Origin of the sequence: Stanieria cyanosphaera PCC 7437 (assembly GCF_000317575.1) — a bacterium.
Classification (GTDB): Bacteria; Cyanobacteriota; Cyanobacteriia; order Cyanobacteriales; family Xenococcaceae; genus Stanieria; species Stanieria cyanosphaera.
This window is the reverse complement of the sequence record NC_019748.1, coordinates 4,871,306-4,893,613: the sequence shown is the minus strand read 5'-3', so window position 1 is coordinate 4,893,613 and position 22,308 is coordinate 4,871,306. Positions and strand designations below refer to the sequence as shown.

At 35.0% G+C, this 22,308-nt stretch carries 20 protein-coding genes and 1 pseudogene; 7 read left to right on the top strand and 14 right to left on the bottom strand.

Going from position 1 to position 22,308, the window contains the following annotated elements; genetic code table 11:
• Positions 1 to 318 precede the first annotated feature (318 nt).
• Both STA7437_RS21415 and STA7437_RS21410 read left to right on the top strand, forming a co-directional pair.
• Entirely contained in the window at positions 319 to 726 is a 408-nt protein-coding gene (locus STA7437_RS21415; RefSeq protein ID WP_015195482.1) for a tetratricopeptide repeat protein, read from the top strand.
• A 228-nt stretch (positions 727 to 954) separates the two neighbouring features.
• Complete coding sequence (locus STA7437_RS21410) at positions 955 to 2,001, top strand: AI-2E family transporter (RefSeq protein ID WP_015195481.1); 1,047 nt, start codon at positions 955 to 957, stop codon at positions 1,999 to 2,001.
• Between the two features lie 92 nt (positions 2,002 to 2,093).
• On the opposite strand, the gene metH is transcribed toward STA7437_RS21410, so the two are convergent.
• The 4 genes from metH to STA7437_RS21390 all read right to left on the bottom strand — a co-directional run bounded on the left by metH (position 2,094) and on the right by STA7437_RS21390 (position 6,982).
• Positions 2,094 to 5,663, bottom strand: a complete 3,570-nt coding sequence (gene metH / locus STA7437_RS21405) for a methionine synthase (RefSeq protein WP_015195480.1) — start codon at positions 5,661 to 5,663, stop codon at positions 2,094 to 2,096.
• Positions 5,664 to 5,961: 298 nt separating this feature from the next.
• Entirely contained in the window at positions 5,962 to 6,177 is a 216-nt protein-coding gene (locus STA7437_RS21400; protein WP_015195479.1) for a hypothetical protein, read from the bottom strand.
• A 150-nt stretch (positions 6,178 to 6,327) separates the two neighbouring features.
• Positions 6,328 to 6,723 carry a type II toxin-antitoxin system VapC family toxin gene (locus STA7437_RS21395; RefSeq protein ID WP_015195478.1) on the bottom strand — a complete coding sequence of 132 codons (396 nt, stop codon included), beginning with the start codon at positions 6,721 to 6,723 and terminating at the stop codon, positions 6,328 to 6,330.
• 1 nt (position 6,724) lies between these two features.
• Positions 6,725 to 6,982, bottom strand: a complete 258-nt coding sequence (locus STA7437_RS21390; protein WP_015195477.1) for a hypothetical protein — start codon at positions 6,980 to 6,982, stop codon at positions 6,725 to 6,727.
• A 414-nt stretch (positions 6,983 to 7,396) separates the two neighbouring features.
• Here STA7437_RS21390 and STA7437_RS21385 point away from each other — a divergent pair, with 414 nt between their 5' ends.
• Positions 7,397 to 7,843: a tellurite resistance TerB family protein gene (locus tag STA7437_RS21385; RefSeq protein WP_015195476.1), complete on the top strand. Its 447-nt coding sequence runs from the start codon at positions 7,397 to 7,399 to the stop codon at positions 7,841 to 7,843.
• Between the two features lie 189 nt (positions 7,844 to 8,032).
• Here STA7437_RS21385 and STA7437_RS21380 read toward each other — a convergent pair.
• Positions 8,033 to 8,295: pseudogene (locus STA7437_RS21380) on the bottom strand (ParE family toxin-like protein).
• Positions 8,292 to 8,489 (bottom strand): hypothetical protein, encoded by a 198-nt coding sequence (locus STA7437_RS21375; protein ID WP_015195474.1) that lies wholly within the window; start codon positions 8,487 to 8,489, stop codon positions 8,292 to 8,294. Before STA7437_RS21375 ends, STA7437_RS21380 begins: the two are co-directional and overlap by 4 nt.
• Positions 8,490 to 8,748: 259 nt before the next feature.
• Here STA7437_RS21375 and STA7437_RS21370 point away from each other — a divergent pair, with 259 nt between their 5' ends.
• Positions 8,749 to 9,297 carry a DUF4334 domain-containing protein gene (locus STA7437_RS21370; RefSeq protein WP_015195473.1) on the top strand — a complete coding sequence of 183 codons (549 nt, stop codon included), beginning with the start codon at positions 8,749 to 8,751 and terminating at the stop codon, positions 9,295 to 9,297.
• Between the two features lie 266 nt (positions 9,298 to 9,563).
• Here STA7437_RS21370 and STA7437_RS21365 read toward each other — a convergent pair whose 3' ends face one another.
• The 4 genes from STA7437_RS21365 to STA7437_RS21350 form a co-directional block, all read right to left on the bottom strand.
• The gene (locus STA7437_RS21365) at positions 9,564 to 11,978 is read right to left on the bottom strand and encodes a GH116 family glycosyl hydrolase (protein WP_015195471.1); all 2,415 of its coding nucleotides are present in this window, start codon (positions 11,976 to 11,978) and stop codon (positions 9,564 to 9,566) included.
• Positions 11,979 to 12,382: 404 nt separating this feature from the next.
• Positions 12,383 to 12,712 carry a type II toxin-antitoxin system PemK/MazF family toxin gene (locus STA7437_RS21360; RefSeq protein WP_015195470.1) on the bottom strand — a complete coding sequence of 110 codons (330 nt, stop codon included), beginning with the start codon at positions 12,710 to 12,712 and terminating at the stop codon, positions 12,383 to 12,385.
• Entirely contained in the window at positions 12,697 to 12,891 is a 195-nt protein-coding gene (locus STA7437_RS21355) for a DUF2281 domain-containing protein (RefSeq protein WP_015195469.1), read from the bottom strand. The genes STA7437_RS21360 and STA7437_RS21355 overlap by 16 nt, the downstream gene beginning before the upstream one ends.
• A gap of 212 nt (positions 12,892 to 13,103) precedes the next feature.
• Positions 13,104 to 13,469: a hypothetical protein gene (locus STA7437_RS21350; protein WP_015195468.1), complete on the bottom strand. Its 366-nt coding sequence runs from the start codon at positions 13,467 to 13,469 to the stop codon at positions 13,104 to 13,106.
• 394 nt (positions 13,470 to 13,863) lie between these two features.
• Between STA7437_RS21350 and STA7437_RS21345 the strand changes: the two genes are divergently transcribed.
• Positions 13,864 to 15,090, top strand: coding sequence for a pentapeptide repeat-containing protein (locus STA7437_RS21345; protein ID WP_015195467.1), 1,227 nt, complete (start codon positions 13,864 to 13,866; stop codon positions 15,088 to 15,090).
• Between the two features lie 102 nt (positions 15,091 to 15,192).
• Here STA7437_RS21345 and STA7437_RS21340 read toward each other — a convergent pair whose 3' ends face one another.
• From STA7437_RS21340 to STA7437_RS21330, 3 genes are all read right to left on the bottom strand, one after another.
• Entirely contained in the window at positions 15,193 to 16,077 is an 885-nt protein-coding gene (locus STA7437_RS21340; protein ID WP_015195466.1) for a sulfotransferase, read from the bottom strand.
• 312 nt (positions 16,078 to 16,389) lie between these two features.
• Entirely contained in the window at positions 16,390 to 19,602 is a 3,213-nt protein-coding gene (locus tag STA7437_RS21335) for a UvrD-helicase domain-containing protein (protein WP_015195465.1), read from the bottom strand.
• Positions 19,603 to 19,878: 276 nt separating this feature from the next.
• On the bottom strand, positions 19,879 to 20,154 hold the full coding sequence (locus STA7437_RS21330) for an acylphosphatase (RefSeq protein ID WP_015195464.1): 276 nt from the start codon (positions 20,152 to 20,154) through the stop codon (positions 19,879 to 19,881).
• Positions 20,155 to 20,229: 75 nt separating this feature from the next.
• Here STA7437_RS21330 and STA7437_RS21325 point away from each other — a divergent pair, with 75 nt between their 5' ends.
• Positions 20,230 to 20,649, top strand: coding sequence for a hypothetical protein (locus STA7437_RS21325; RefSeq protein ID WP_015195463.1), 420 nt, complete (start codon positions 20,230 to 20,232; stop codon positions 20,647 to 20,649).
• A 158-nt stretch (positions 20,650 to 20,807) separates the two neighbouring features.
• On the opposite strand, the gene STA7437_RS21320 is transcribed toward STA7437_RS21325, so the two are convergent.
• Complete coding sequence (locus STA7437_RS21320) at positions 20,808 to 21,536, bottom strand: superoxide dismutase (RefSeq protein ID WP_015195462.1); 729 nt, start codon at positions 21,534 to 21,536, stop codon at positions 20,808 to 20,810.
• Between the two features lie 194 nt (positions 21,537 to 21,730).
• Here STA7437_RS21320 and STA7437_RS21315 point away from each other — a divergent pair, with 194 nt between their 5' ends.
• The gene (locus STA7437_RS21315; RefSeq protein ID WP_015195461.1) at positions 21,731 to 22,306 is read left to right on the top strand and encodes a hypothetical protein; all 576 of its coding nucleotides are present in this window, start codon (positions 21,731 to 21,733) and stop codon (positions 22,304 to 22,306) included.
• The last annotated feature ends 2 nt before the right edge of the window (positions 22,307 to 22,308 follow it).

The window sequence follows — 22,308 nt, the reverse complement described above, 5'->3', positions numbered from 1 at the left end:
TATTAGTAGCAGCTATTTCTTCTGCATATTCCTGAAATTGTTAATGTCAATAAAATAGCAATCATAAAACGTTTCATTTCTTTTCACGGATTGAATTTTTTTTTGTTACTTATTATCTTTGCTAAATAAACTGAAAATAAGCTGACTCGATGAGCAATATTTTGTGAAAAGAACCTAAAAAAAATGAGTAGATTAATCAAAAAATAATCTTAAGAACAACTAGGTCTATTTAGGATTCATCGAATAATAAGAAGTCGGGTGTCAAACTAAAGCACGGGCAATACATAATGTAATAATGATCTTTTATCAAAGATTCTTATGATGGTCAATTCTAAACAAGACTCTCAAAGTCCGAAATATTGGGATTCATTAGGCTGCACTCTTTGTCAGGAACAGCAATATGGAGAAGCCCTGGCTGCTTTTGAGCGTGCGATTGAACTGGATCGTAATTATAGTAAAGCCTGGAATAATCGAGGTAATGCTTTAAGTGCCATGAAACGCTTTGCCGAAGCCCTTAATTCCTATGATAAAGCAGTTGCAATTCAACCAGAGTATCATCAAGCATGGTTTAACCGAGGGTTACTATTGGCTGAAATAGAAGCATATGGCAATGCCCTAGCATCTTATCAGCGCGCGATCGCAATTTTTGCCGATCCTTGTTATCTTCATGCTAAAGAAAAGATCTGGTTAAAAAAACAGCTTGTTGCCAGTAAAGCGATCGCTTAACTAAATTTATTATGTGTTCAACAATTCAGCTTATTGATAATATTTTAGTTAGCTTTTGTCTGACCGACAGAACGGCTTAAAATTATTCCGCTTTGTGAAGTTAGATTGAAACTCTCTCTATACACTTAGCCAGATGCTGGCTGCATTCGCTCGTTAGATAATTACTTACGAAGTTGAAAAAGCTGGAAAAACCGAGCCTGCTTCGACTTCGTTAATGGAGGTAAAATTGTGCGTTTCAAGCATTGGCTTGGTTTAATTGTTTTAATTGTTTCTTGTTACATTCTGTGGCAAATCAGGCAAGTTGTTCTTTTGGTATTTGCTGCTGTCATTTTAGCAACCATTTTAAACCGAGTGGTTCGGAGACTACAACAATCGCGAGTAAAACGAGGAATTGCGATCGCTATCACCATAATTATCTTATTAGCGATTATAGTTGGCTTTTTTGCCTTGATTGTGCCACGTTTGGTCACTCAGTTACAAGAAATAGTTAATATCCTGCCACAAGTATCCCAACGACTGCGTACTTGGATTGAATGGCTGCAATCTGTAATTCCTGGTTCGATGTTAGAACAGTTTGAACAGTTTCGAGGTTTAGAAAATCTAACTCAACAAATACAAACGTGGATTTCCCAACTCCTCAGTAACTTTTTTGTACTCCTCAATAATTCTCTCAGTGCTGTCCTAAATATATTGCTGTTTTTGGTTCTAACCATCATGCTCTTGGCAGATCCCACGCAATACCGACGCATTTTTATCTTATTATTTCCTGCCTTTTACAGAAGGCGCGTTGATGAAATTCTATTTGAGTGCGAAATTTCTTTGGTAGGTTGGATTAGAGGTACACTCATTACGATGCTTGTCATCGCCTTTCTATCCTTTGTCGGATTATCGATTCTGAGAGTACCATTGCCTTTTGTGAATGCCGTCTTAGCAGGTTTATTAGAATTTATTCCCAACGTCGGCCCTACCTTGAGTGTGATTCCACCAACCTTATTTGCCTTACTAGATGCTCCTTGGAAAGCTGGAGCAACGATTTTGCTTTATATTGTGATTCAACAGGTGGAAAGTTTAATTTTAGTTCCTTTAATCATGAAAGAAGAGGTCAATCTTTTGCCAGTATTTACAATTTTAGCAGTGGTCGTTTTTGCTAGTTTTTTCGGTTTTCTTGGTTTATTTCTAGCTATTCCGCTACTAATTGTCTCGCAAATTTGGATTAAAGAAGTTTTAGTTAAGGATATTTTGAATCATTGGAAGCAAAATCAAACCCACAATTGAGGCAGAGATATATCCGTTCTAAAAGACTGAGACAATATAAGACAAAATAGGAAAAACTATGACATCTTATATTGTTTGCTTAAATTCAGTTATTAGGCACTAAAATATTTAGACACTGGATGATAAGTAACAAAAGCAGTAGTGGATTGTTCTGGATATAATTGTTCGCTTTCATCCATATACATACCAATTCTTTGAGTATCTAATATCTCCAATTGTTTATACTGATCCGCAATATTCGGACAAGCAGGATAACCAAAACTATAGCGAGAACCACGATGTTTTTGTTGCAAAACTTCTTTAACATTATCTGGTTCTTCATCGCCAAATCCCAACTCACGGCGTATTTTGGCATGAGTCCATTCTGCTAAAGCTTCTGCTGTTTGTACCGCCATGCCATGATAGTACAGATAATTGGTATAATCATGACCTTCAAAAAGTTTTTTAGCGTATTCAGTCGCAATTTCGCCTACTGTTACCGCTTGCATCGGGAAAACATCCATTTTCTCGCTTTCTACAGGCGCAAAGAAGTCGGCAATACAGAGACGACGACCAGATTTTTGACGGGGAAAATCCCATTTTACTAGTTCTATTTTAGAATCATTCGGGTCGTATATGTGCAGAGAATTTTCTTCCGCCAGACAAGGGAAGTAACCATAAATTACTGTAGGATGTAGTAATTTTTCGGCAATAATCCGTTGCTTCCATTGATCTAGAATAGGATAAACTTTTTCAGCTAAAAACTGATCGTATTCTTCTCTTGATTGTTCTCTTGGTTTACGAAATTGCCATTGTCCAGCAATCAATGCTTGCAAATCTAAATACCAGAATACCTCTTCTAAATCAATTTCTTCTGGTGTAATGATTTTTGTTCCCCAAAAAGGAGGAGTCGGACGAAATATATTGACAGCTACTGCTTCTGAACGTTTGGTATCGATCGCAACTGGTTCTGGTTGTTTCGTTTCCTCATCAACAAAGATAGTATCAGGATTTGCATCACCAAAAACTTTGCCATTTCCTCCATTTTCTGTAGGGGCGAACGGTTTGCCCTTACCATCACCAAATTCATCTAAAAACCCCTTCAAATCATCCCAATTACCAGCAGCTTTTGCTGGCATTAATTTATCCATAAAATGCAAATCTGCAAAAGCATCTTTTCCATAAATTACTTTACCTTTATAAGTATTTTGGCAATCTTGATGAACAAATTTGGGTGTTAAAGCAGCACCACCCAAAATAACAGGAACAGTAATACCTTTTTCATTAAAAGTTTCCAAATTATCTTTCATAAAGGCAGTAGATTTTACGAGCAAACCACTCATGGCAATGCAGTCTGCTTTATGTTCTTCGTAAGCTTGAATTATATTTTCTACTGGTTGCTTAATCCCTAAATTAATTACCTTATAACCATTATTAGATAGAATAATATCGACTAAATTTTTACCAATATCATGAACGTCGCCTTTAACTGTTGCAATAATAAAAATTCCTTTACCTTTATCATCAGCTTCTTCTTTATCCATAAAAGGTTCTAAATATGCTACCGCAGCTTTCATAGTTTGTGCCGACTGTAATACAAACGGTAATTGCATTTGTCCCGAACCGAATAATTCTCCGACAACTTTCATGCCATCTAAGAGGAAAGTATTGATAATTTCTAAGGGAGGATGATTTTGTAAAGCTTCATTTAAAGCATCTTCTAAACCAATTCTTTCTCCGTCAATAATATGTTGTTTTAGTCTTTCATCAATGGGTAAGTTCTTATCAACTGCTTCGGATTTTTTAGCTTTCTTTCCTGCGAATAAAGTTGTTAATTCGCCAAGAGGATCGTAGGTGCAGATATCACCATCAAATTTTCGTCTGTCGTAAATTAAATCCAAACACACTTGTTGATGTTCTTCGTCTATTTTAGAGAGAGGTAAAATTTTATTGGCACTAACAATAGCTGCATCCAAACCCACTGCCATACATTCATGTAAAAAGACAGAATTTAATACTTGTCGCGCAGCAGGATTTAAACCAAAGGAAACATTAGAAACACCCAATAAAATATGACAACCTGGTAACTCTTCTCTAATTCTTTTAATTGCTTCGACTGTTGCTTTACCATTTTCCCTATCTTCTTCAATACCAGTAGATACAGGTAACGCTAAAGGATCGAAAAAGATTTCATGGGGAGGAATACCATACTCTACTGCTGCATCATAAGCACGTTTAGCAATGGCAAACTTTTTATCGGCAGTTCGTCCCATACCATCTTCATCGATAGTACCAATAACTACCCCAGCACCGTATTTTTTAGCTAATTCTAAGACTTGGAAAAATCTTTCTTCCCCATCCTCGTAATTAGTTGAGTTGAGGATACATTTACCACCAGCTACTTTTAACCCCGCCTCCATCTTCGTCCATTCGGTGGAGTCAAGCATGAGAGGAAGAGTAACATTATTCACCAGACGGGATGCCAGTTCGTGCATATCCTTTTCCCCGTCTCTACCTACGTAGTCTACGTTGACATCCAAAACGTGCGCGCCTTCTTTTACCTGCGCCTTCGCCATCGAAATAAGACTATCCCAGTCTTCTACATTAAGGAGTTCTCGACATTTTTTAGAACCACTGGCGTTTAATTTTTCCCCGACAATGAGGAAAGAATTATCTTGAATATAGGGTTGAGTACTATAAATAGAAGCTGCGGAAGGTTCGTAATGGGGCCGACGTTCTTTCGGTTTTAAATCCTTCGTCATCTCTGCCAACGCTTGAATATGTTCGTAGCGAGTACCGCAACAACCACCAACTATTTGCACTCCCAAATCTTCGACGAAGTGCATCAAAGACATCCGCAGTTCCATTGGCGTAAGCTTATAATGCGCCTGTCCGCCTACATTTTCGGGTAAACCTGCATTAGGTACACAGGACACAATAAATGGAGAATGTTCCGATAGATACTTAATATGATCTTTCATCAAATCTGGGCCTGTGGCGCAGTTTAGACCTAAAATATTGATCGGATATCTTTCTAAGATCGCTAACGCTGCATCGATTTCTGTCCCGACTAACATCGTTCCCATCTGTTCCATTGTCACCGAAACCATCAGGGGAATACGCGCACCTTTTTTCGCAAAGACTTCTTCAATGGCATTTAAGGCTGCTTTTATTTGTAAAACATCCTGACAGGTTTCTACTAACAACAAATCAACGCCACCATCATACAAAGCTTCTGCTTGCACTACATAAGCATCCCGAAGCGTATCAAAATCAATATGTCCTAGGGTTGGTAACTTAGTACCAGGACCCATCGAACCAGCCACAAAACGAGGTTTTTCTGGTGTAGAGTATTCTGTCGTCAGTCTTTTAGCCAATTCGGCTGCGGTTTTGTTGAGATAATACGCTTGATCTGCTAAATCGTATTCAGCTAAAACTATCGATGTTCCACCAAAAGTATCAGTTTCAATAACATCTGCACCAGCTTCTAAGAAACCTCGGTGTACCTTCTCCACCGCCTCTGGTTTAGTGTGTACCAGATATTCATTACATCCTTCATATTCCGCACCACCAAAATCTTCAGCAGTGAGGTTTTGTACTTGCAAGTTTGTACCCATCGCCCCATCAAATACTAACACATGGCGATCGCTACTGTTAAGACGGTTGAGAAAGTTACTGTTCATGGTTCGCGACTGCGGATCAACAGATGAATTTACATTAAGTCTTATTATATGGGTAGGTTTTGGGAAAAGGGTAGTTTATCTCTAGATTGCTTTGAAACCCAAGTGATAAATCTATCTGTGTTTATCTGTGGATGACTACCTAACGAAACTCTTAAAATCACAGTACCAGTCCACAAACCCGTAAAGCGATCAACTTTAGCAAAAATTTTGAAGCAAGCAAGAATAGATTTAGATTATTTTTTAGAGTTGTTGTAGGCGATCTATTAATTATCCCAAAAAGAAGGAAGAGTTTGAGATTTCATAGCTTATTGTAATCGATTGGTGTCGCTTTTTCTTCAGCAATTTGTTGTTTAGCTAATTTAGCACTAGCTATTAATTTATCTTGGGTTTTGTCAAAATAATTTTTGCATTTTTGTTCGTCTTGCAAATCCTGAATATATTCTTTTAAATGTTCAACAATTTTATCTTGTTTGTCTTTTGGTAAAGACTCGATATTAATTGCTGGTGATAACATTGTTATATTTTGAGAGATAAATAGGATTAGGCTAATTTTAACAAGACAGTGTAGTTACTTTTGATGGTTATTGCGAATAGAAGATGAAGAGGTTGATTTAAAAAGCGATCGCTCCGCGCCTCGGCTTTGCCGAGATCGCATTTAATAAAATTAGGAATCAAACCAATTTTCTAACTGTAAATTAGGAATATTAATAAAATGACGAGTGTTATTAGTAACTACAATATCTTGTCGAGAACGAGCAACAGCAGCAATTAAAGCATCTAATTCTCCTATCGCTTTACCAATTTTTCTAAGTTCAAATTGAATTTTGCAAAATTCGATAGCTGCTTTGTTATCAAAATCTATTGTAGGTAAAGCGTCAGCAAATTCAGTTAAAGTATTGAGATTTTCAACAACCCGATTAGAATAATAAACACCCTTATAAAGTTCTGCTAAAACCAAGGAAGAAAGATAACAATCACTATATTTTAGCTGAAACTGTTGAATAACTTTTAAATTATTTTTGAGAATAGCAATACAAATATTTGTATCTAATAAATACATATCAACTTACTTCAAAATCTTCAAAGTTGAGATCTCGTCCATGATATTTGTGACGTTCTTGATCTATCTCATTAAAGATTACATCTATCTCTAAATTATCTTTCCAACTACCAATAACTTTTTGGAGTTGTTGCCATTGGCTATCTCGATTAATTAAAGAAGATTCGGTAATTTCTATAGTAACTTCTGTCCCTTCAGCAATAGATATATTTTCCAATAGCTCAATACTGTTATTCCGTATAATTCCTTTAACTTTCATTTTATTGAACTAAGTATTATTTAATGGTTTATCTATATATTTTGTACTTGCTTACTTTGTACCCATCCCACCATCAAATACTAACACATGGCGATCGCTACTGTTAAGACGGTTGAGAAAGTTACTGTTCATGGTTCGCGACTGCGGATCAACAGGTGAATTTACATTAAGTCTTATTATATGGGTAGGTTTTGGGAAAAGGGTAGTTTATCTCTAGATTGCTTTGAAACCCAAGCGATAAATCTATCTGTGTTTATCTGTGGATGTTTTTTTCTTGCGCAAAGATAAAGTCAAGTATTTATTTAAATTTTTAAAACATTAGAAATATATAATTTTATCTACATAAATGTTACTTTGTTTAACATTTTGGGAAATATAAATAATGAACACTACAAGATTTTCAACAAATTTGTTATGGGTTTATTTGACAACTTTTCCAGTGTTAGAACTAAAAGCAATACTGATTTAAGTCCAGCAGAGTCTTTTGCTGGAATTATGTTAGCTACAATTGCTGCTGACGGATATCTTGCTAATGAAGAAATCCAAAGTTTAGTAGCAACTTTATATAGAATGAAATTGTTTCAAAGTTATCCTAGCGATCATGTTTCTAGAATGATTAACAAACTAATGAAAATTATTGAAATTCAAGGAGTAGATTCATTATTAAAAGTTGCGGTTTCATCTCTTCCAGAATATTTACATGAAACTGTTTTTGCCGTGGCAACTGATTTAATACTTTCTGATGGTGAAGTTTCTGATGATGAAGAAGCAGTTTTATCTAAACTTTGTAGATCTTTATCAATTTCTCAGGAAACAGTTAATCAAATAATCAAAGTTATGATTATAAAAAATAAAGGATAAATTTAAAACTTGAGTAATTTTAGTTAGATGGTGAATAATTATAATTAATTCATTTTATAACTAACATTTTTAATTTAAATTATCAAAATCAATATTAATATTCAAGTGAGTATTACAAATATTTGATAGTTTTATCTAGCCCCAACCTCTATTCTATGAGGCAATGGGCTTTTTTTATAGAGAGGCAAACTAACTAAAAAACTTTTCATAATTATCATGATTACCTATCCAAAACCAAGTTACAGTATCATTATCTAAAATACCGATCGCACGATAACTACGACTAATTCTAACTGACCAAATATTCTCTTAACTATTAATACATTTAAAATGCAAAGATGGAAGAGAGGGTTTTTTTTCCATAATTGATAAGCTTTCCTTGCGCTGCGCCTAGTTTTTTCTGTAAGCAATTTATAATTATCCCAAAAAGAAGGAAGAGTTTGAGATTTCATAGCTGATTATAATCGATTGGTTTGGCTTTTCCTTCAGCAATTTGTTGTTTAGCTAATTTAGCAGCAGCTATCAATTTATCTTGAGTTTTGTTAAAAGAATTGTTCCATTTTTCTTCGTCTTGCAAATCTTGAATATATTCTCTTAAATGTTCGACAATTTTATTTTGTTTGTCTTCTGGTAAAGACTCCATCATTTTAATTAACAGTATTAATTACTGGTGATGACATTGTTGTATTTTGAGCGATAAATAGGATTAGGCTAATTTTAACAAGACAGTGTAGTTACTTTTGATAGCTACTGAGAATAGAAGATGAAGAGGTTTGATCAAAGGCGCGATCGCGTAAACAAGTAGTGTTTTTTTTGTTATTAGTAATCAAAGCAACCGAGTTAGGCTACAAATCAACATTTTACTATAATAATTAAAGCATTTTCATTTTTTGTAGAGAAAAAAGATGAATATTTTAGAAAAATTTCAGACGATTCAACAACAAGGGCAAACCACTACAGAAGAAGCTTTGCAACTCTTTGACGAATTAGATACGGTAGATTTAGATTTCATGATCGGTAGATGGAAGGGTTCTGGTTTTCACACTAATCATCCGATGGATGGTTTACTGGAAACTGCTAACTGGTATGGCAAAGAATTTATTAACCCAGAGCAAGTTCATCCTTTGTTGTTTTTAGATAGCAATAATAAAATTTTTAAGGTCGATCCAAATCCAATTTTAATGAACTTAACACTTCGTTTTCCAATTCCCAGAAATGAAGCAATGAAATCTGTATTTACTTTTATGAATCCAATGATGAAAACGGAGGAAAGTAAAGCAAGAATTAGGATGATGGAGCATCGTCAGAAAATTAGCGCAACTATGATTTATGATTATTTGCCAATTAATGATGTTTTTAGGAAAGTAGATGAAAATATAGTCTTGGGTTTAATGGATTTCAAAGGAATGCAGCAACCATTCTTTTTTGTCTTAAAAAGAGATGTCTTAGTTTAATTTTACAGACCTTCTCTATTTGATGACCAAAACTTTTCTCTCTTAGAAATAGGGAGATAAATTGATTAGAGTCTAAAAAAATTGATTGGTAATAAATTAGTCTAACCAAAATTATGGATAATGACGTAGTTCCCTTTTTATTAGGTGTAGCTTTTTTGATTCTTTATTTAATATTTTCAGCGTGGACAGAGATGGGAACAAAACTGCCTTGGAAGAAATAAACTTTGTCAGCTTAATTGTATTTCATTCAACTGAGAACCACTAAATTACTTCCAATCAACTAAAATTCCATAAATACCCCAAATCGCCATTGCTCTTAAATAATGACTAGCGCGGAAAGTACCAACCGCAGTAATTGCTTCAGGAGTACGAAATTGTAAACCATTTTCATATACTTGTTTTACCACAGTTTCTGTTAGTTGAAACGCCTCTGCTTTCATTCCCATTTGCAACATAAAAGCTGCCAAACCAAAATTAATTCCCGTCCATACTTCCAACGGATGAGTATCATTAGGATTTACTGGACTACCATCAGGTAAAACTCCGTTTGCTGCGCCATATTTGCCATTATGAAACTTTAGGAAACAAGCCTGATAAATTTTCTTCAAAGCAGATTTAGTGTATTGTTCTTCGACGACATCAGGTAATCCTAATAATCTGGCGTAAAATTGACCACAAAGTTGATCCGCCATCACTACATCAGAATTACTTTGACTATCAAGACGGTAATACTCACCATTCCACAAAGTATCATGATAAAGCGATCGCGCCTGTTGTAACCATACTCGATAATGATTAATTACAGTTTCAATACCTTGAGGATAGTCTGGTGGTTGTAAATTAGGATTCATGGGAGGATGAGTCATTAAAATCTGACCAATTGCGATCGCAGCTTCTAAGGCAGCTATCCACAAACCACCACAATAGGCACTAATTCCTTGTAATCTCCAATCATCAAAGGTTTGATCTGGTGCGCCAGAGTTTTCAGGAATACCATCTCCATCGAGATCGAATTCTTTAAGATATGCCAAAGTGACAACAATACTATCCCAGCATTCCCAGAGAAACTCGCTGTCTTTTGATCCTGTTAGTACATAATCTCGATATACTTGTAGAACAAAATCACTTGGTAAATCTTTCCACAGATTACAATCTTGATAGGAAGTGTAGTTAGTAGCTTGCCAAGGATGTTCGTTAGGTGCGCCGAGATCGTGAGGAGTTGCTCCTGCTGCTTTACGAATCGCTTGCGCCCGATTATAACCAATAATACGAGGAGTATCATCTCCTTTCGGAATCGCTCTAGCAAAAGCTTCTAAAACCGACTTATCTAGCTTCGACCATAACATCATTAAACCAAACGAACCATACAGACGCACATCAAGACTTTCATACCAACGATAGTCCATGCACTCTAGTACCCCAAATTGTCCGATAGGATCGGTTTCGGTTGCTGCACTCCAAAGAGTACCACCTTGGGTAAGCAAGTATAATTCATTAAATAACGCCATTTTGAACCAATCTGGCAAATCTTGACGTTTTAAAATCGGTTCTTGCCAAGCTTGAATACTTTCTTGCCACCAATCGCTGTGTTTTAAAGCAGTTTTAACAATACTCCAGGCATTATTACCAGTACGTCCAAAAAAATCCGTGTAGCGACGATAATATTTAATTCCTTGAGCAAATTCTGTTACAGGCAAATCCCAAGCTAAAACAAAAGGTATTTGACGAGTTTTACCTGGATTAACCGTAAAACGTACTGCGATCGCAGAGGCAATTTGTTCCCCAGGATCTGCAGGGGTTTCATCTTGCCTATCTGGTAAAGAACCATCTGCTGCAAAATAATCCCAAACATCTGCACCATCACCATCAGGATGCCAACGACTGAGATAAAATACTTCTAAAGTTGGATTAGTTACAGTCGCGATCGCAATTTGTCCTTCACCTTCCTGAATTTCTGCATGGGGTTGAATGCGATTGAGTAAACAACCAACGCGATAGTTATCTTGAATCCATTGATTAAAGTTTCCCGTACTATCTCCCCATTTGGGTTGATATTCATAAACTGGACTACCATCATCCCTGACTTTCACAGTGGGAGATTTAATCGCATTGGTAAACCAACCAACCGTATTTTGCCAAGTCAGCATAATACTAAGCGTAATCGGCTTATCTGTGGGATTATGAACATTCCAGTCAAAAATAGCGACAGGATAACTACTTTCCTGATAATTTTCTGCCCAAATCGGAGAAAACTGTTCACAAGTCAATTGAGATTGAAAAACATCCTGGTATTCAAACCAACTGCGAGGATAAAGAGCGTGATAGTTTCCTTTTTCTTTCGGATACCATTGCCAACGAGATAAAGTTCCATCTTCAGGAGGTTCGGTACAGAGAGCATAAGCTTGAGTTTTAGCTTCCGAGCTTTCAAATACACTAAATTGACAAGCAGGAAGAGAACGAAAAACGTGTTCACCACCATCCAGATGCCAAAGATTAAAATCACCGCGATGAGAACGACCGATACAACCCGCACCAAAACCACCTAAAGGCATTCCATGCCAAGCACCATCATCCAAATTACTGCTGTAGCGAACTGTGTAAGGTTTTTCCCATCCTTTACCGAGAGGACGTTTCCAAGCACAATCAGGAATCTGAGTCAAAGATGTTTGGTTGGCTGACATATACTTAAATTAGCGACTAGGCAAGATTAGGATAACAATAAAATCTGCGATCAACCAGAATTTTGCTGAGATAAGTAGCTCCACTTAATTAAACATCAAATGTTATTTTTCCTACCTCCTCTACTTCCGTACAGACGCGAAATTTCGCGTCTGTACACTTCCCATATTTTATGAATAATTAGGTTGACTTACTTACTTAAGATTGCAAATGTTGAATCTATTAGCTCTAGCTGCGATCTCTGCGTAGCCGAGGCACTGTGTGAGAGGTTCGCTCTTGAGGAACGCGATCGCTTCTATGATTAGAACTTATTAATGCCTTTTAATCTAGACTTTCAATAGACGAAGAGAATAGCGAGAAATTTATCAGTAAAAAAGGGAGCGCATACACTTCATTTTTCAAAACTTTATTGCAAAATATTAATAATCTTGTCAATTACTTCCTTTAACTTATTTGCTGTCAATTGTCCTGCTTTATAAAGAATTAGTCCTCTATCGGCGGTAAATAATCGGTTAGGACGAATATTGCTGTTTTGATTTAGTCCGCCAGTTGTAAAATCATTGTTAGTAACTGCTACAGCATAACTATCTGTCACTGCTTGACTAGTAATCTGACAAAGAATTAAATCATCTCCTGTGAAGGTTGCAATAACTAAAACTGGCCGGCGTTTAGCTTGGCTTAGATCGGAGAAAGGGAAAGGAACAATTACTACATCTCCCTTTACAAATGCTGCCACGCTTCATTTTCCTCTGGAGTTAACCAATCTTTAGCTAATATTGACTCGCTAAGTAAAGCAGTTTCTCGTTGCTCTTGTTGATGTTTATATTTGAGAAACTGAATAAAGTTTAGTATTTCTGGTAAAAGTGATTCAGGAATTTGTTCTATCTCTTGAACCAGAGATTCTTTTGCATTCATCGTTTTGAATAACTAACTTTCCTGTATTCAATTATATTTGATATTAATTTTTCCTTGAAGTTTTAAGGTTTAAAAAAAGTAAATTACATTTGTATAAGCGATAAGTGTTCGTTTAAGTTTTTATAAATTTAACATTTTAAAATACTCAATCGAAGTTTAACCATAAAAGCGTCGGGGATGCGCCTCGCCATAGGCGAGAACGCTTATGAGTCTTAGCTTTCCTGAGAACGTGCTTTTGGAGCAAGTCTTTCGTTAGCTAATCGAACTAATTGAAGGAATTGTGGTTGATAGATAATTGCTAAAAAATTCACTGCTAAACAAGTACTACCCAATGTCAGCAAAATAAACGTAACTGGCGTAACAACACCGATCATAAACCAGGTAGAAATGTGTAAAAACAAAGTCAAGGCAAAGACAATAGATAAAGCGACAGTCAACCTAACTTTGGAGAGAGAAGATTGTTTAGCTAACAAAATTAAATTGACTAAAGTTGTAATTAAATTAGCTGGGACTAAAAAAGCACAGATAGCACCACAGTTTTGCCGAGAAAATTCAAAAATTGGTTCAAAATCTAACATAATTTCTGATTGAGGTTTTGTCTACGCTTATTGTAGAACAGTTATTCTAAAGTGTTTCTCCGTGCTTAAAGGTTTGTGTTATCTTTATAGATTTTTCAGATAAATTCAATTATCATATTGCAAACTTATTAAAAATTACCATTTAAATTAAGCTTAAGAAGCATTGATACAGCATTTCTTCAATTGATAAGGTATACCATTATCAGTTATCAGCGACCAATTTTTTACTTTACTAATTACTAATTTATGAGGGATGAATAATCAACAATTAACCATTAACAAACATTTGAGTATGTTTATAGTAGAGATTATTTAATAATTATTACCAAACTATTTATTATTTGATTAGACTTGAATTGATCTATAAAACTCTGATTTGAGGATTTGATTTAGTATGGCAAATGAAGAACATTTAGCTTTACTATACCAAGGAGTAGCAGTTTGGAATCAATGGCGACAAGAACAACCTCAAGTTATTCCTGATTTGAGTAAAGCTAATTTATATCAAATAAATCTGAGAGATTTTAATCTACAACAGGTTAATTTTTGTCAAGCAAATCTTAGTTATGCCTGCTTGGATCATGCTCAACTTATTGATGCTAATTTGCAAGGAGCAAATTTACTTGCTACTAGTATACGTCAAGCTGATTTAACCAGAGCGAATCTAGATTTAGCAATTTTGAAACAAACTATCATTGACTCAGACACAGTATTAGATGATAAACCAAGAAAAGTTTGGGAAATTGTTAATGGAGGAGGAGCTAATCAAAATTTGAGCAATCTCAATTTAACTTATACTAATTTATTTCAAGTTGATTTGAGTAATAGCGATTTGAGCAATACTAATTTAAATCACGCCAATCTTAGTAATGCTAATCTTAATGGAGCTTATCTTCATCTAGCTAATTTAACTGCTGCTAATTTATACAAAACAAACTTAGAAAATGCTTATTTAAGTCATGCTAATTTAACCTCTGCTAATCTTAGTCATGCTTCTTTAATTGGTGCTTATTTAAGAGACGCGATCGCAGATTTTGTCAATTTCCGAGCCACCAAAATTAATCATCAAACCCTCCTCGATCATAAATGTAATTTAATTTGGGAACTAGTAAATCAAGGAGCAAAACAAAAAAATTTAACTGGTGAAGATTTGAGTAATGCTAATCTTAAAGGTGTTGATTTTTCCGAAGCTGATTTAACTAAAACTAATTTTGGTAATTCTGATTTACAAGGATGCAATTTTGTTCAAGCTAATTTGACGAAAACTAATTTGGCTCAAGCTAATCTAGTTAGTGCGAATTTTGATCAAACTAATCTAAAATCAGCTAATTTATCTGGTGTCATTAAAGAGCAAACTACTCAAATTTATCCTAACTCTTTTAGTGATTTGGGAACTCAAATTAGTAAAAATATCAAAGAAAACGATACACAAATTAAATTAGTAGAACTTCAACCAATTCAAAAAAAACATCAAATATCTAAACTGGAATTAACTTGTATTTTTGTTTTAATAACTACTATTTTAGCAATAGTATTTTCTTATATTTTCTGGCGTTATCAAAATAATCAGCCTTTATTTGAACCTCCACAATTAGAAAATCTTTTTCCTAATCAAAATTAATTATATTAATTCTCTTTGATTTGTGAATCTAAATTATTTTCAAGAAAAAGAAAAATTAAGATTTTTTATGAATAATTTAGTCCTGCTATAAAAAAAATAAAATTATTCAAAAAACTTACTCCAGATCGTCTTACTAAATTTGTCTTTTAACTCATCATAATTAATAATTTTATCTCGCAAGGAAACTTGATTTTGTTTTTTTGTATAAGTATTTAAAAACCAATAATTTACCTCTAAAAAATTTTGTAACTCTCTAGTGATGAGCAGTGTATTACTAACTAGCTCTTCATAATATATGGTTTGAATAGGATGCTTGTATTTAGCAAAAAACTGTTCATATTCAGTTTCCCAAATTTTAGTCTGCTCGAACGCTTGTAAACATTCATCGTAATCTAAAGCAATTGGTTCGAGCATCAACTCTTTTTGATTGTCCAATAAAATCCATTGATTATTTCTTTCTGCTAATTTATGAGAAACATGAGCTTCTAAAATATTTTTTCGCTTCAGATGAATTATTTTCACATCTGACATTTTCTGTAAATAACCCCAGATATTTTTTTGCTGCCCTCGTTTTGCTTGATCATAAAATAATTTAAATCCTACTGCCGATACCAAAGGAAATGTTTCACGGTACACTACCTTATTTAAAAATTCAATTGGATTATTTTTTCTTAGTTGTAAAATTTGCTCTGAATTATAACCAGGATATCCCCAATAAATATGCTCTTCTTCTGTAAAAACTTCGCCAAAAGCTCTGATTTGAGGATGAGATTGTAGTAAACTAACTAAAAAATTTGAGCCTGTTCGACTACGACAAAGTATTAAAAACTTTTTATAATCGCGTTTTCCGGAAATAATTTTTTTTTCAACAATTATTTCACAGAGATTTATGAGTTTTCTCTCTAACTTTTTGTATTGATAATATAGCTGAGAATCGCTGAATTTATTATTGCTAATATTTAAAAAAATAGATAAGTTGTTACGCATTTATGTTACCGGTTAAGAAAAGACTAGAGTTAAACGTATAGGGATGACTCAAGATGTTGCAAATTACCATAGACATCGTTAAATTTCCCCGCCGATGGCGAACCTGCTTTAGCTCAATTCTACCGAACACCGAAAGTAAAAGCTTAAAAAAAAATATGTAGTCTAAATGCATATCTTTAGCAATAATAAACTAGCAGTTTTCCTTGAGAAATGCAAGAGACAGATATCTTGTGTGGTCTATATGTAACACGACTACATGAGAATTTATTTAAGTAGCAAGTATAATTAATTATTAATATCAACTAAATAAATTTAATCTAAATGGGCGAAATCACAGAAAGCACAATAAGGACAAATCTGACAATTTGCTGAGGAAGAATTGGCAATATAATTACCTGCATTAATTTTTTTTACTAAACTTTCTATTTCTTCAGTAATTGCAGTTAATTTTGTTTGCGAAAAACTATGTACATAATCATGTCTTAAATAGGCTATATGTGCCTGTTGAGATTTTAAAGCTTGAGCATAAGCCCACAATTGAAAACGGTGATCTTGAGGATTAATATCACGATCGCTTTTATAGTCTAAGATCCAATTTTCTCCTACTAAATCGATCACACCAGTAAAAGTAATTTGTTGAATTTGTAGGGTAATTTTTGCTTCTTTTGCTATTGCTGTAGTATAAAAAGATTGATATTGAGGATGTTGCCAAAATCGACTAGCTAGAGCGATCGCTTCTGCTGCTGCTGCTTGACTCCAACTTGGATCTGCAAAAGCCATTAACTTTTCTACTTCAAAAATATCATATTCTAAAGCCTTGTGTACTAGCGTTCCTACTTGGGAGGCGTAAGCAATTCCTTCCCCAATTCCTGGATGCCCTTCTAAAAAACGATATTGAAAGCGGAGAGGGCAACGATTAAATTCGCTTAAAGCGGTAACTGGTAGTTCAAAAATACCAGAACCAACCGAGTCGATTAATAAAGGAGGTAGAGAGGTGACATGGAACGTCTGTACGGGAGGTAAAGGAGGTAAAGCTGCTTCGCCAGTAAAAGAAACAGTTTCAATCTGAAGATTGGCTACATCTAAACCAGGTTTTAATCTGCTTAAATCTCCTTGATCTGGTTCAGTTGCGCTTAAAAAAAGGTAATCTCTTGCTCTAGTTAAAGCTACATACAAAACACGCAGTGCTTCTTGTTCTTCTCGTTGCTGTTGTAAAAATTTTAAATAGGTATAAAGGGCTGGTGTTTGAGTTTCTCCTGCCAATTCCCATTGCCAAACAACTCCCCAATAAGAATCAAAATAAATCGGTTGAGAAATGTTTGGACGTTCCCTACTTAAATCTGCGATCGCAACTACTGACCATTCTAATCCTTTAGCTGCAAAGATCGTCATCAGAGATACAGCGTTACCTACATCTAAAGCAGGGCGAGCAATTTCACTTTCACTATCATAAAGACGTTTGAGACGACGTACCACCCCAAACAGATCATTTGTACCTTGTTCCAATTCTGTAATCAATTCCCGAAATCCCTGCCAGTCTGCCATTCTTCTCGCTGCACCTGATAGATTAGCAATAACTGCGGTATATCCTGTTAAACGATCTGCAATTTGGATTAAACGCGAAGGTGCTTCTTGATAACGCAGTTGTAGTAGTTGAGAAAGTACCTTAACAGGATGTTCCAATTCAGGTAGTGAGGCAGAGGCAATTGTTTCCCACCAATCAATTTTACTTTCTTTTGAGATGCCCAGTTGAAATAAAATGCGATCGCTAATGGCAAAAAAAGGACTTCTTAAAACTGCGATCAAAGCAATATTATCCTGTGGTTCGACCAAAAAACGTAATAATGCCCAAGTATCTTTAGCTTCTCTAGTAACCAATAAATTACCACCGCCTGAAGGTGCGACAGGAATTCCTGCTGCTGCTAAAGCTTCTTCATAATATTGAAGAGGTGACCAAGTTCGAGTTAAGATTGCGATATCTCGGGGTTGAATAGGGCGTAATTGTTGGGTTTGCTTGTCATAAACAGGAATTTTTTCAGCCAACATTTGCTTGATTTTTTGAGCAAGATGATACGCTTCTACCCGTAGACGCTGACTTTTACTACTATCAGGATGTTTTTCGACAGCAAAAACTTGAATATATTTTTCTTCCTCGCCCCTCTTCTCCTCCGCCTCTAAAAAACGATCGCTTCTTAACTCCTGATGTAAATCTCCTAATAAGGGTGCAAAAATCTGATTAATTTGTTTCAGTAAGGGTTGATGAGTACGGAAACTTTGACTGAGGATAACTTCTCGACCGTTATTATTCAAAATTTTTTGTTTAAATTGTTTAAATACTCTCAGATCTGCCCTTCTAAAACCATATATCGACTGTTTAACATCACCAACAATGGTTAATTGGGCTGTTTTGGTTAAAGTTTGTAGTAATTCTGCCTGGGTAGGGTTAGTATCTTGAAACTCATCAACTAAAAAAACTTGCCATCTTTGTCGATAATATTTTTGTACTTGCAGATCTCTTAAAGCTTTGAGGGCATAAATTTCTAAATCGCTAAAAGTTAATAATCTAGCTTGCCATTTTAATTTGCCCAAATAATTAGTAATATCTTGATAAGCTTCAGTTAAAGCAGGAAGTAATTGTTTCAATTGTTCGTCCGCTTCAGTCAAAGTCAGAGTAATCAATCCTGTTTGAATAGTTTTTTTGACTAACTCTCGTAGGGATGTTAGAGCTTCTTTAACAACTCTAAAACCGTCATCTTGCCAACTTTTTTTACTGCCAACACTAAGCTTAATTCCAGTTAAAAATGCGATCGCATTATCAACATTTTCTTCATCTTCCAACTCCGTCATGGCAACTAAAGTATCTTGCCGAATAATTTCTAACTTATCTCCTACTTGTCCTTGATACTGAGATAAAATTGACCATGTTTTAGTCCAAATTGAATCATTAACTAATTTTTTTAAACCTTCCCTTCGTGCATATCTGATCAAAGTATTCCCATCTTGGATACCTTGTTGTAAAGCTTTAGTCGCCGTATAGGGATCTGTCCATAAACCACTCATTACCTTAGACATTAAAGAAAAAGGAATCAACTGATAAACTTGTGGTGGTAAACGGATTAAAGCCGACTCTAACGCCTCATCAAGCCAAATTTTTCCTTCTAAATCGTCAATAACTGTAAAATCAGCAGGTATACCTGCTACTGAGGGATGTTCCTCACAAATTCGACTAGCTAAAGCGTGAATCGTACTAATTGTTGCTGCTTCTAACTCCGCTAAAATATCTGTGCGTTGAGGTAACTGTTGACTAATTAAAATTCTAATCCGCGATCGCAATTCCTTAGCTGCTTTTTCTGTGAAGGTAACCGCAACTATTTCTAAAGGAGATAAATTTTTTTCTTTTAAATAATACAAATACCTCTCTGCTAACATATGAGTTTTCCCCGTACCAGCACCAGCCGTAACTACTACACTAGTAGGTAAATAAGCAGCAAGTTGTTGATTCGGAGTTAAGTAATTGTTAGCCATAAATATTAAATAAAAATTCAATTTTAATTGTTACAAACCTGCTCGTCTTAGTGTACAAGTACGATTACATAATTAATTACACATTTTAAATTTCCTCCTGCTTTTTACCTTTTGCCTTGTCTCTACTAAATAATTAATTTTGCACGACTACTTATGCTGTGGCAGTAAACTTTTAGGTTAAGACATAAGACTCTTTTAAACAAACTAGATGCTTATTTGTCTAGAATATTTTATTAACTAAATTATGATTATTTAGACCTAAAAATAAATTAATTTTTACTTACGAATTTCAAAACCATCAAATTCTTCACCATCATCAACCAGAACTTCTACTTCCAGCTTGTTAACTACCGCCGACGGTGGTCCAGACTTAGCCCATTCCAAAAACTGATCTACTTTTTGGGCTTCTCCTTTTGCCATAATTTCTACATTGCCATTGCTCAAATTTCGGACAAATCCATCAATTCCTATTTGTCTAGCTTGAGAGCGAGTAGACATCCTAAATCCTACACCCTGTACTTGTCCTGAAACTATTGCTCTGATCTTTTTCATCTCAATTTCAAGATGTCACAGTTTTGAATAACCATTGTAAAGTAACAATAGAGAGAAAAACTTTTTAAATTAAAAATGCCTAAGCCTACTCAAGCTCATCTTGACCGCACAATCAAAAAGAATCAGCCGTTAGAACTAAAACAAAAAACTCTTAGCCAAATGCAATATTATATGGGGGCTAAATTAATTGAGGTTGGAATTGATCCTCAATCTGTTATTTATCGCTGGTCAGTTAAACATAAGGAAGACGAGCAAATTTGTACTCTAAGTGCTTTTTGGGGTGAATCTAGAAAAAAGCTTCTCTCTGGAGAAGAACCCCTCACTGGTGCGGAGTTGATTGACTGTGCTAGAGCAAATGCTTCTTCTGGCATTAAAAAAGCAGCGCAGTTATGTGGTTACAGCACGGATGTGAGCGGTTTTCAGACAGCATTAAAGCAAACTAGTCAGGAAATGGGGCTGTCGATTGAATCTTTGAAGAATTTACTTAATAATTGATTTTGCTAAAATTAATCTTCACCTGCAAAGATTGAGATTAAGTCTTTTCTGAATTGGGATGTAACAGTTTTAATAATTGCTGAAGAGCGCGACCGCTTTATGACTAAAAAATATCTTTAGACCAAGTGAAGATTAATCATTTTATTTAAGAATAAGTTTTAAGCGATCGCTTGTTCGTAACGCTTATTTACTTCTTCCCAGTTAACAACATTCCACCATTGAGTCAAATATTCATCTCGTTTATTGCGATATTTGAGATAATAAGCGTGTTCCCAAACATCGTTACCCATAATTGGATACATCCCATCCATCAGGGGACTATCTTGATTGGGAGTACTCATTACCTGCAATTGGTTATTAGTATCCAAAACTAACCAAGCCCAACCACTACCAAACTGTTTGCTGCCAGCCTCATTAAACTGTTCTTTAAAAGCATCAAAGCTACCAAAAGTTTCAGTAATTGCTGTTGCGATCGCTCCTGTGGGATTTCCTCCGCCATCGGGACTCATAATTTGCCAAAACATTGCATGGTTGACGTACCCACCACCATTATTACGAACGGTTGTTAAAATATCCTCGGGAACAGTATCCATATTTCGCAGAATGTCTTCAGCCGATTGATTGGCTAATTCTGGATATTGATTAACTGCTTGGTTGAGTTTTTTTGTATAGGCAGCATGATGCTTATCGTGGTGAAACCTCATCGTTTCTGCATCAATATAAGGTTCAAGGGCATCGTAAGCGTAAGGAAGAGGAGGTAGTTGAAAAGGCTTGTCACTAGCTGCATCGGAAGATTGTGCTATAGCTAATTTGGGGAAAGTTCCAAACATCGCAGCACCAGTAGTTGCGCCTAAAATTAAGAAAAAATTCCGTCGATTAAGAGACATATTTAAATTAATTAAATTTCAGCGAATAATAAGAGAATTGTATCTCATACTAAAGATTATAAAGATTAGGAAGCTAAATCGACTCTTGAGAAAATTTATGTTCACAAATTTATAATTATTGTCAGTCTCTAAACCCGAATCGATAGAAAAAAAATATAAAACTATTAAAATTTTAATCTAAACAAAGCGATCGCATGGAACATTTATCTCTTCTTGAACAAGTTGCTAATTCATTTTTAACTAGCTCAAATTTGCCTGATTCGGATACTGTAGTTGAGGCATTATTACAAGCAGAAAAGGAAGCAAGACAAAGAAAAAGTTCTGCTTCTTTTGAACAATTAATTGGTACTTGGCGATTATGTTTTATTACTGGTACAAAAAAAACTAGACAAAAGGCTGGTATTGTTTTGGGTGCTGGTAAATATATTCCTAAGTTTATTAAGATTACTTTGACATATTTTTTAGATCAAGAACAAGGTAGAGTTAATAATTGTGTTGAAGTTGGTGGCTTAACTTTATCTCTGACAGGCCCAATCAAATTTTTAATTAAAAAAAATATTTTAGCCTTTGATTTTACCCAAATGATTGTCAAATTATTTAACTTCAAAATTTATCAAGGTTATATCAGGTCTGGTAAATCAAAAGAAGAAAAGTTTTATCAAGAAAAAATTAATCAACAAGCTTTTTTTGCTTATTTTTTAATCCAAGATCGTCTGATTGCTGCTAGAGGTAGAGGTGGCGGATTGGCTTTATGGACTAGGATTGATTAAGA

Excerpts from the sequence above, each read along its gene's own strand:
- STA7437_RS21415 (WP_015195482.1), top strand. The coding sequence starts at position 319 with ATGATGGTCAATTCTAAACAAGACTCTCAAAGTCCGAAATATTGGGAT.
- metH (WP_015195480.1), bottom strand. The coding sequence starts at position 5,663 with ATGAACAGTAACTTTCTCAACCGTCTTAACAGTAGCGATCGCCATGTG.
- STA7437_RS21400 (WP_015195479.1), bottom strand. The coding sequence starts at position 6,177 with ATGTTATCACCAGCAATTAATATCGAGTCTTTACCAAAAGACAAACAA.
- STA7437_RS21395 (WP_015195478.1), bottom strand. The coding sequence starts at position 6,723 with ATGTATTTATTAGATACAAATATTTGTATTGCTATTCTCAAAAATAAT.
- STA7437_RS21390 (WP_015195477.1), bottom strand. The coding sequence starts at position 6,982 with ATGAAAGTTAAAGGAATTATACGGAATAACAGTATTGAGCTATTGGAA.
- STA7437_RS21385 (WP_015195476.1), top strand. The coding sequence starts at position 7,397 with ATGGGTTTATTTGACAACTTTTCCAGTGTTAGAACTAAAAGCAATACT.
- STA7437_RS21375 (WP_015195474.1), bottom strand. The coding sequence starts at position 8,489 with ATGATGGAGTCTTTACCAGAAGACAAACAAAATAAAATTGTCGAACAT.
- STA7437_RS21370 (WP_015195473.1), top strand. The coding sequence starts at position 8,749 with ATGAATATTTTAGAAAAATTTCAGACGATTCAACAACAAGGGCAAACC.
- STA7437_RS21365 (WP_015195471.1), bottom strand. The coding sequence starts at position 11,978 with ATGTCAGCCAACCAAACATCTTTGACTCAGATTCCTGATTGTGCTTGG.
- STA7437_RS21355 (WP_015195469.1), bottom strand. The coding sequence starts at position 12,891 with ATGAATGCAAAAGAATCTCTGGTTCAAGAGATAGAACAAATTCCTGAA.
- STA7437_RS21350 (WP_015195468.1), bottom strand. The coding sequence starts at position 13,469 with ATGTTAGATTTTGAACCAATTTTTGAATTTTCTCGGCAAAACTGTGGT.
- STA7437_RS21345 (WP_015195467.1), top strand. The coding sequence starts at position 13,864 with ATGGCAAATGAAGAACATTTAGCTTTACTATACCAAGGAGTAGCAGTT.
- STA7437_RS21340 (WP_015195466.1), bottom strand. The coding sequence starts at position 16,077 with ATGCGTAACAACTTATCTATTTTTTTAAATATTAGCAATAATAAATTC.
- STA7437_RS21335 (WP_015195465.1), bottom strand. The coding sequence starts at position 19,602 with ATGGCTAACAATTACTTAACTCCGAATCAACAACTTGCTGCTTATTTA.
- STA7437_RS21330 (WP_015195464.1), bottom strand. The coding sequence starts at position 20,154 with ATGAAAAAGATCAGAGCAATAGTTTCAGGACAAGTACAGGGTGTAGGA.
- STA7437_RS21325 (WP_015195463.1), top strand. The coding sequence starts at position 20,230 with ATGCCTAAGCCTACTCAAGCTCATCTTGACCGCACAATCAAAAAGAAT.
- STA7437_RS21320 (WP_015195462.1), bottom strand. The coding sequence starts at position 21,536 with ATGTCTCTTAATCGACGGAATTTTTTCTTAATTTTAGGCGCAACTACT.
- STA7437_RS21315 (WP_015195461.1), top strand. The coding sequence starts at position 21,731 with ATGGAACATTTATCTCTTCTTGAACAAGTTGCTAATTCATTTTTAACT.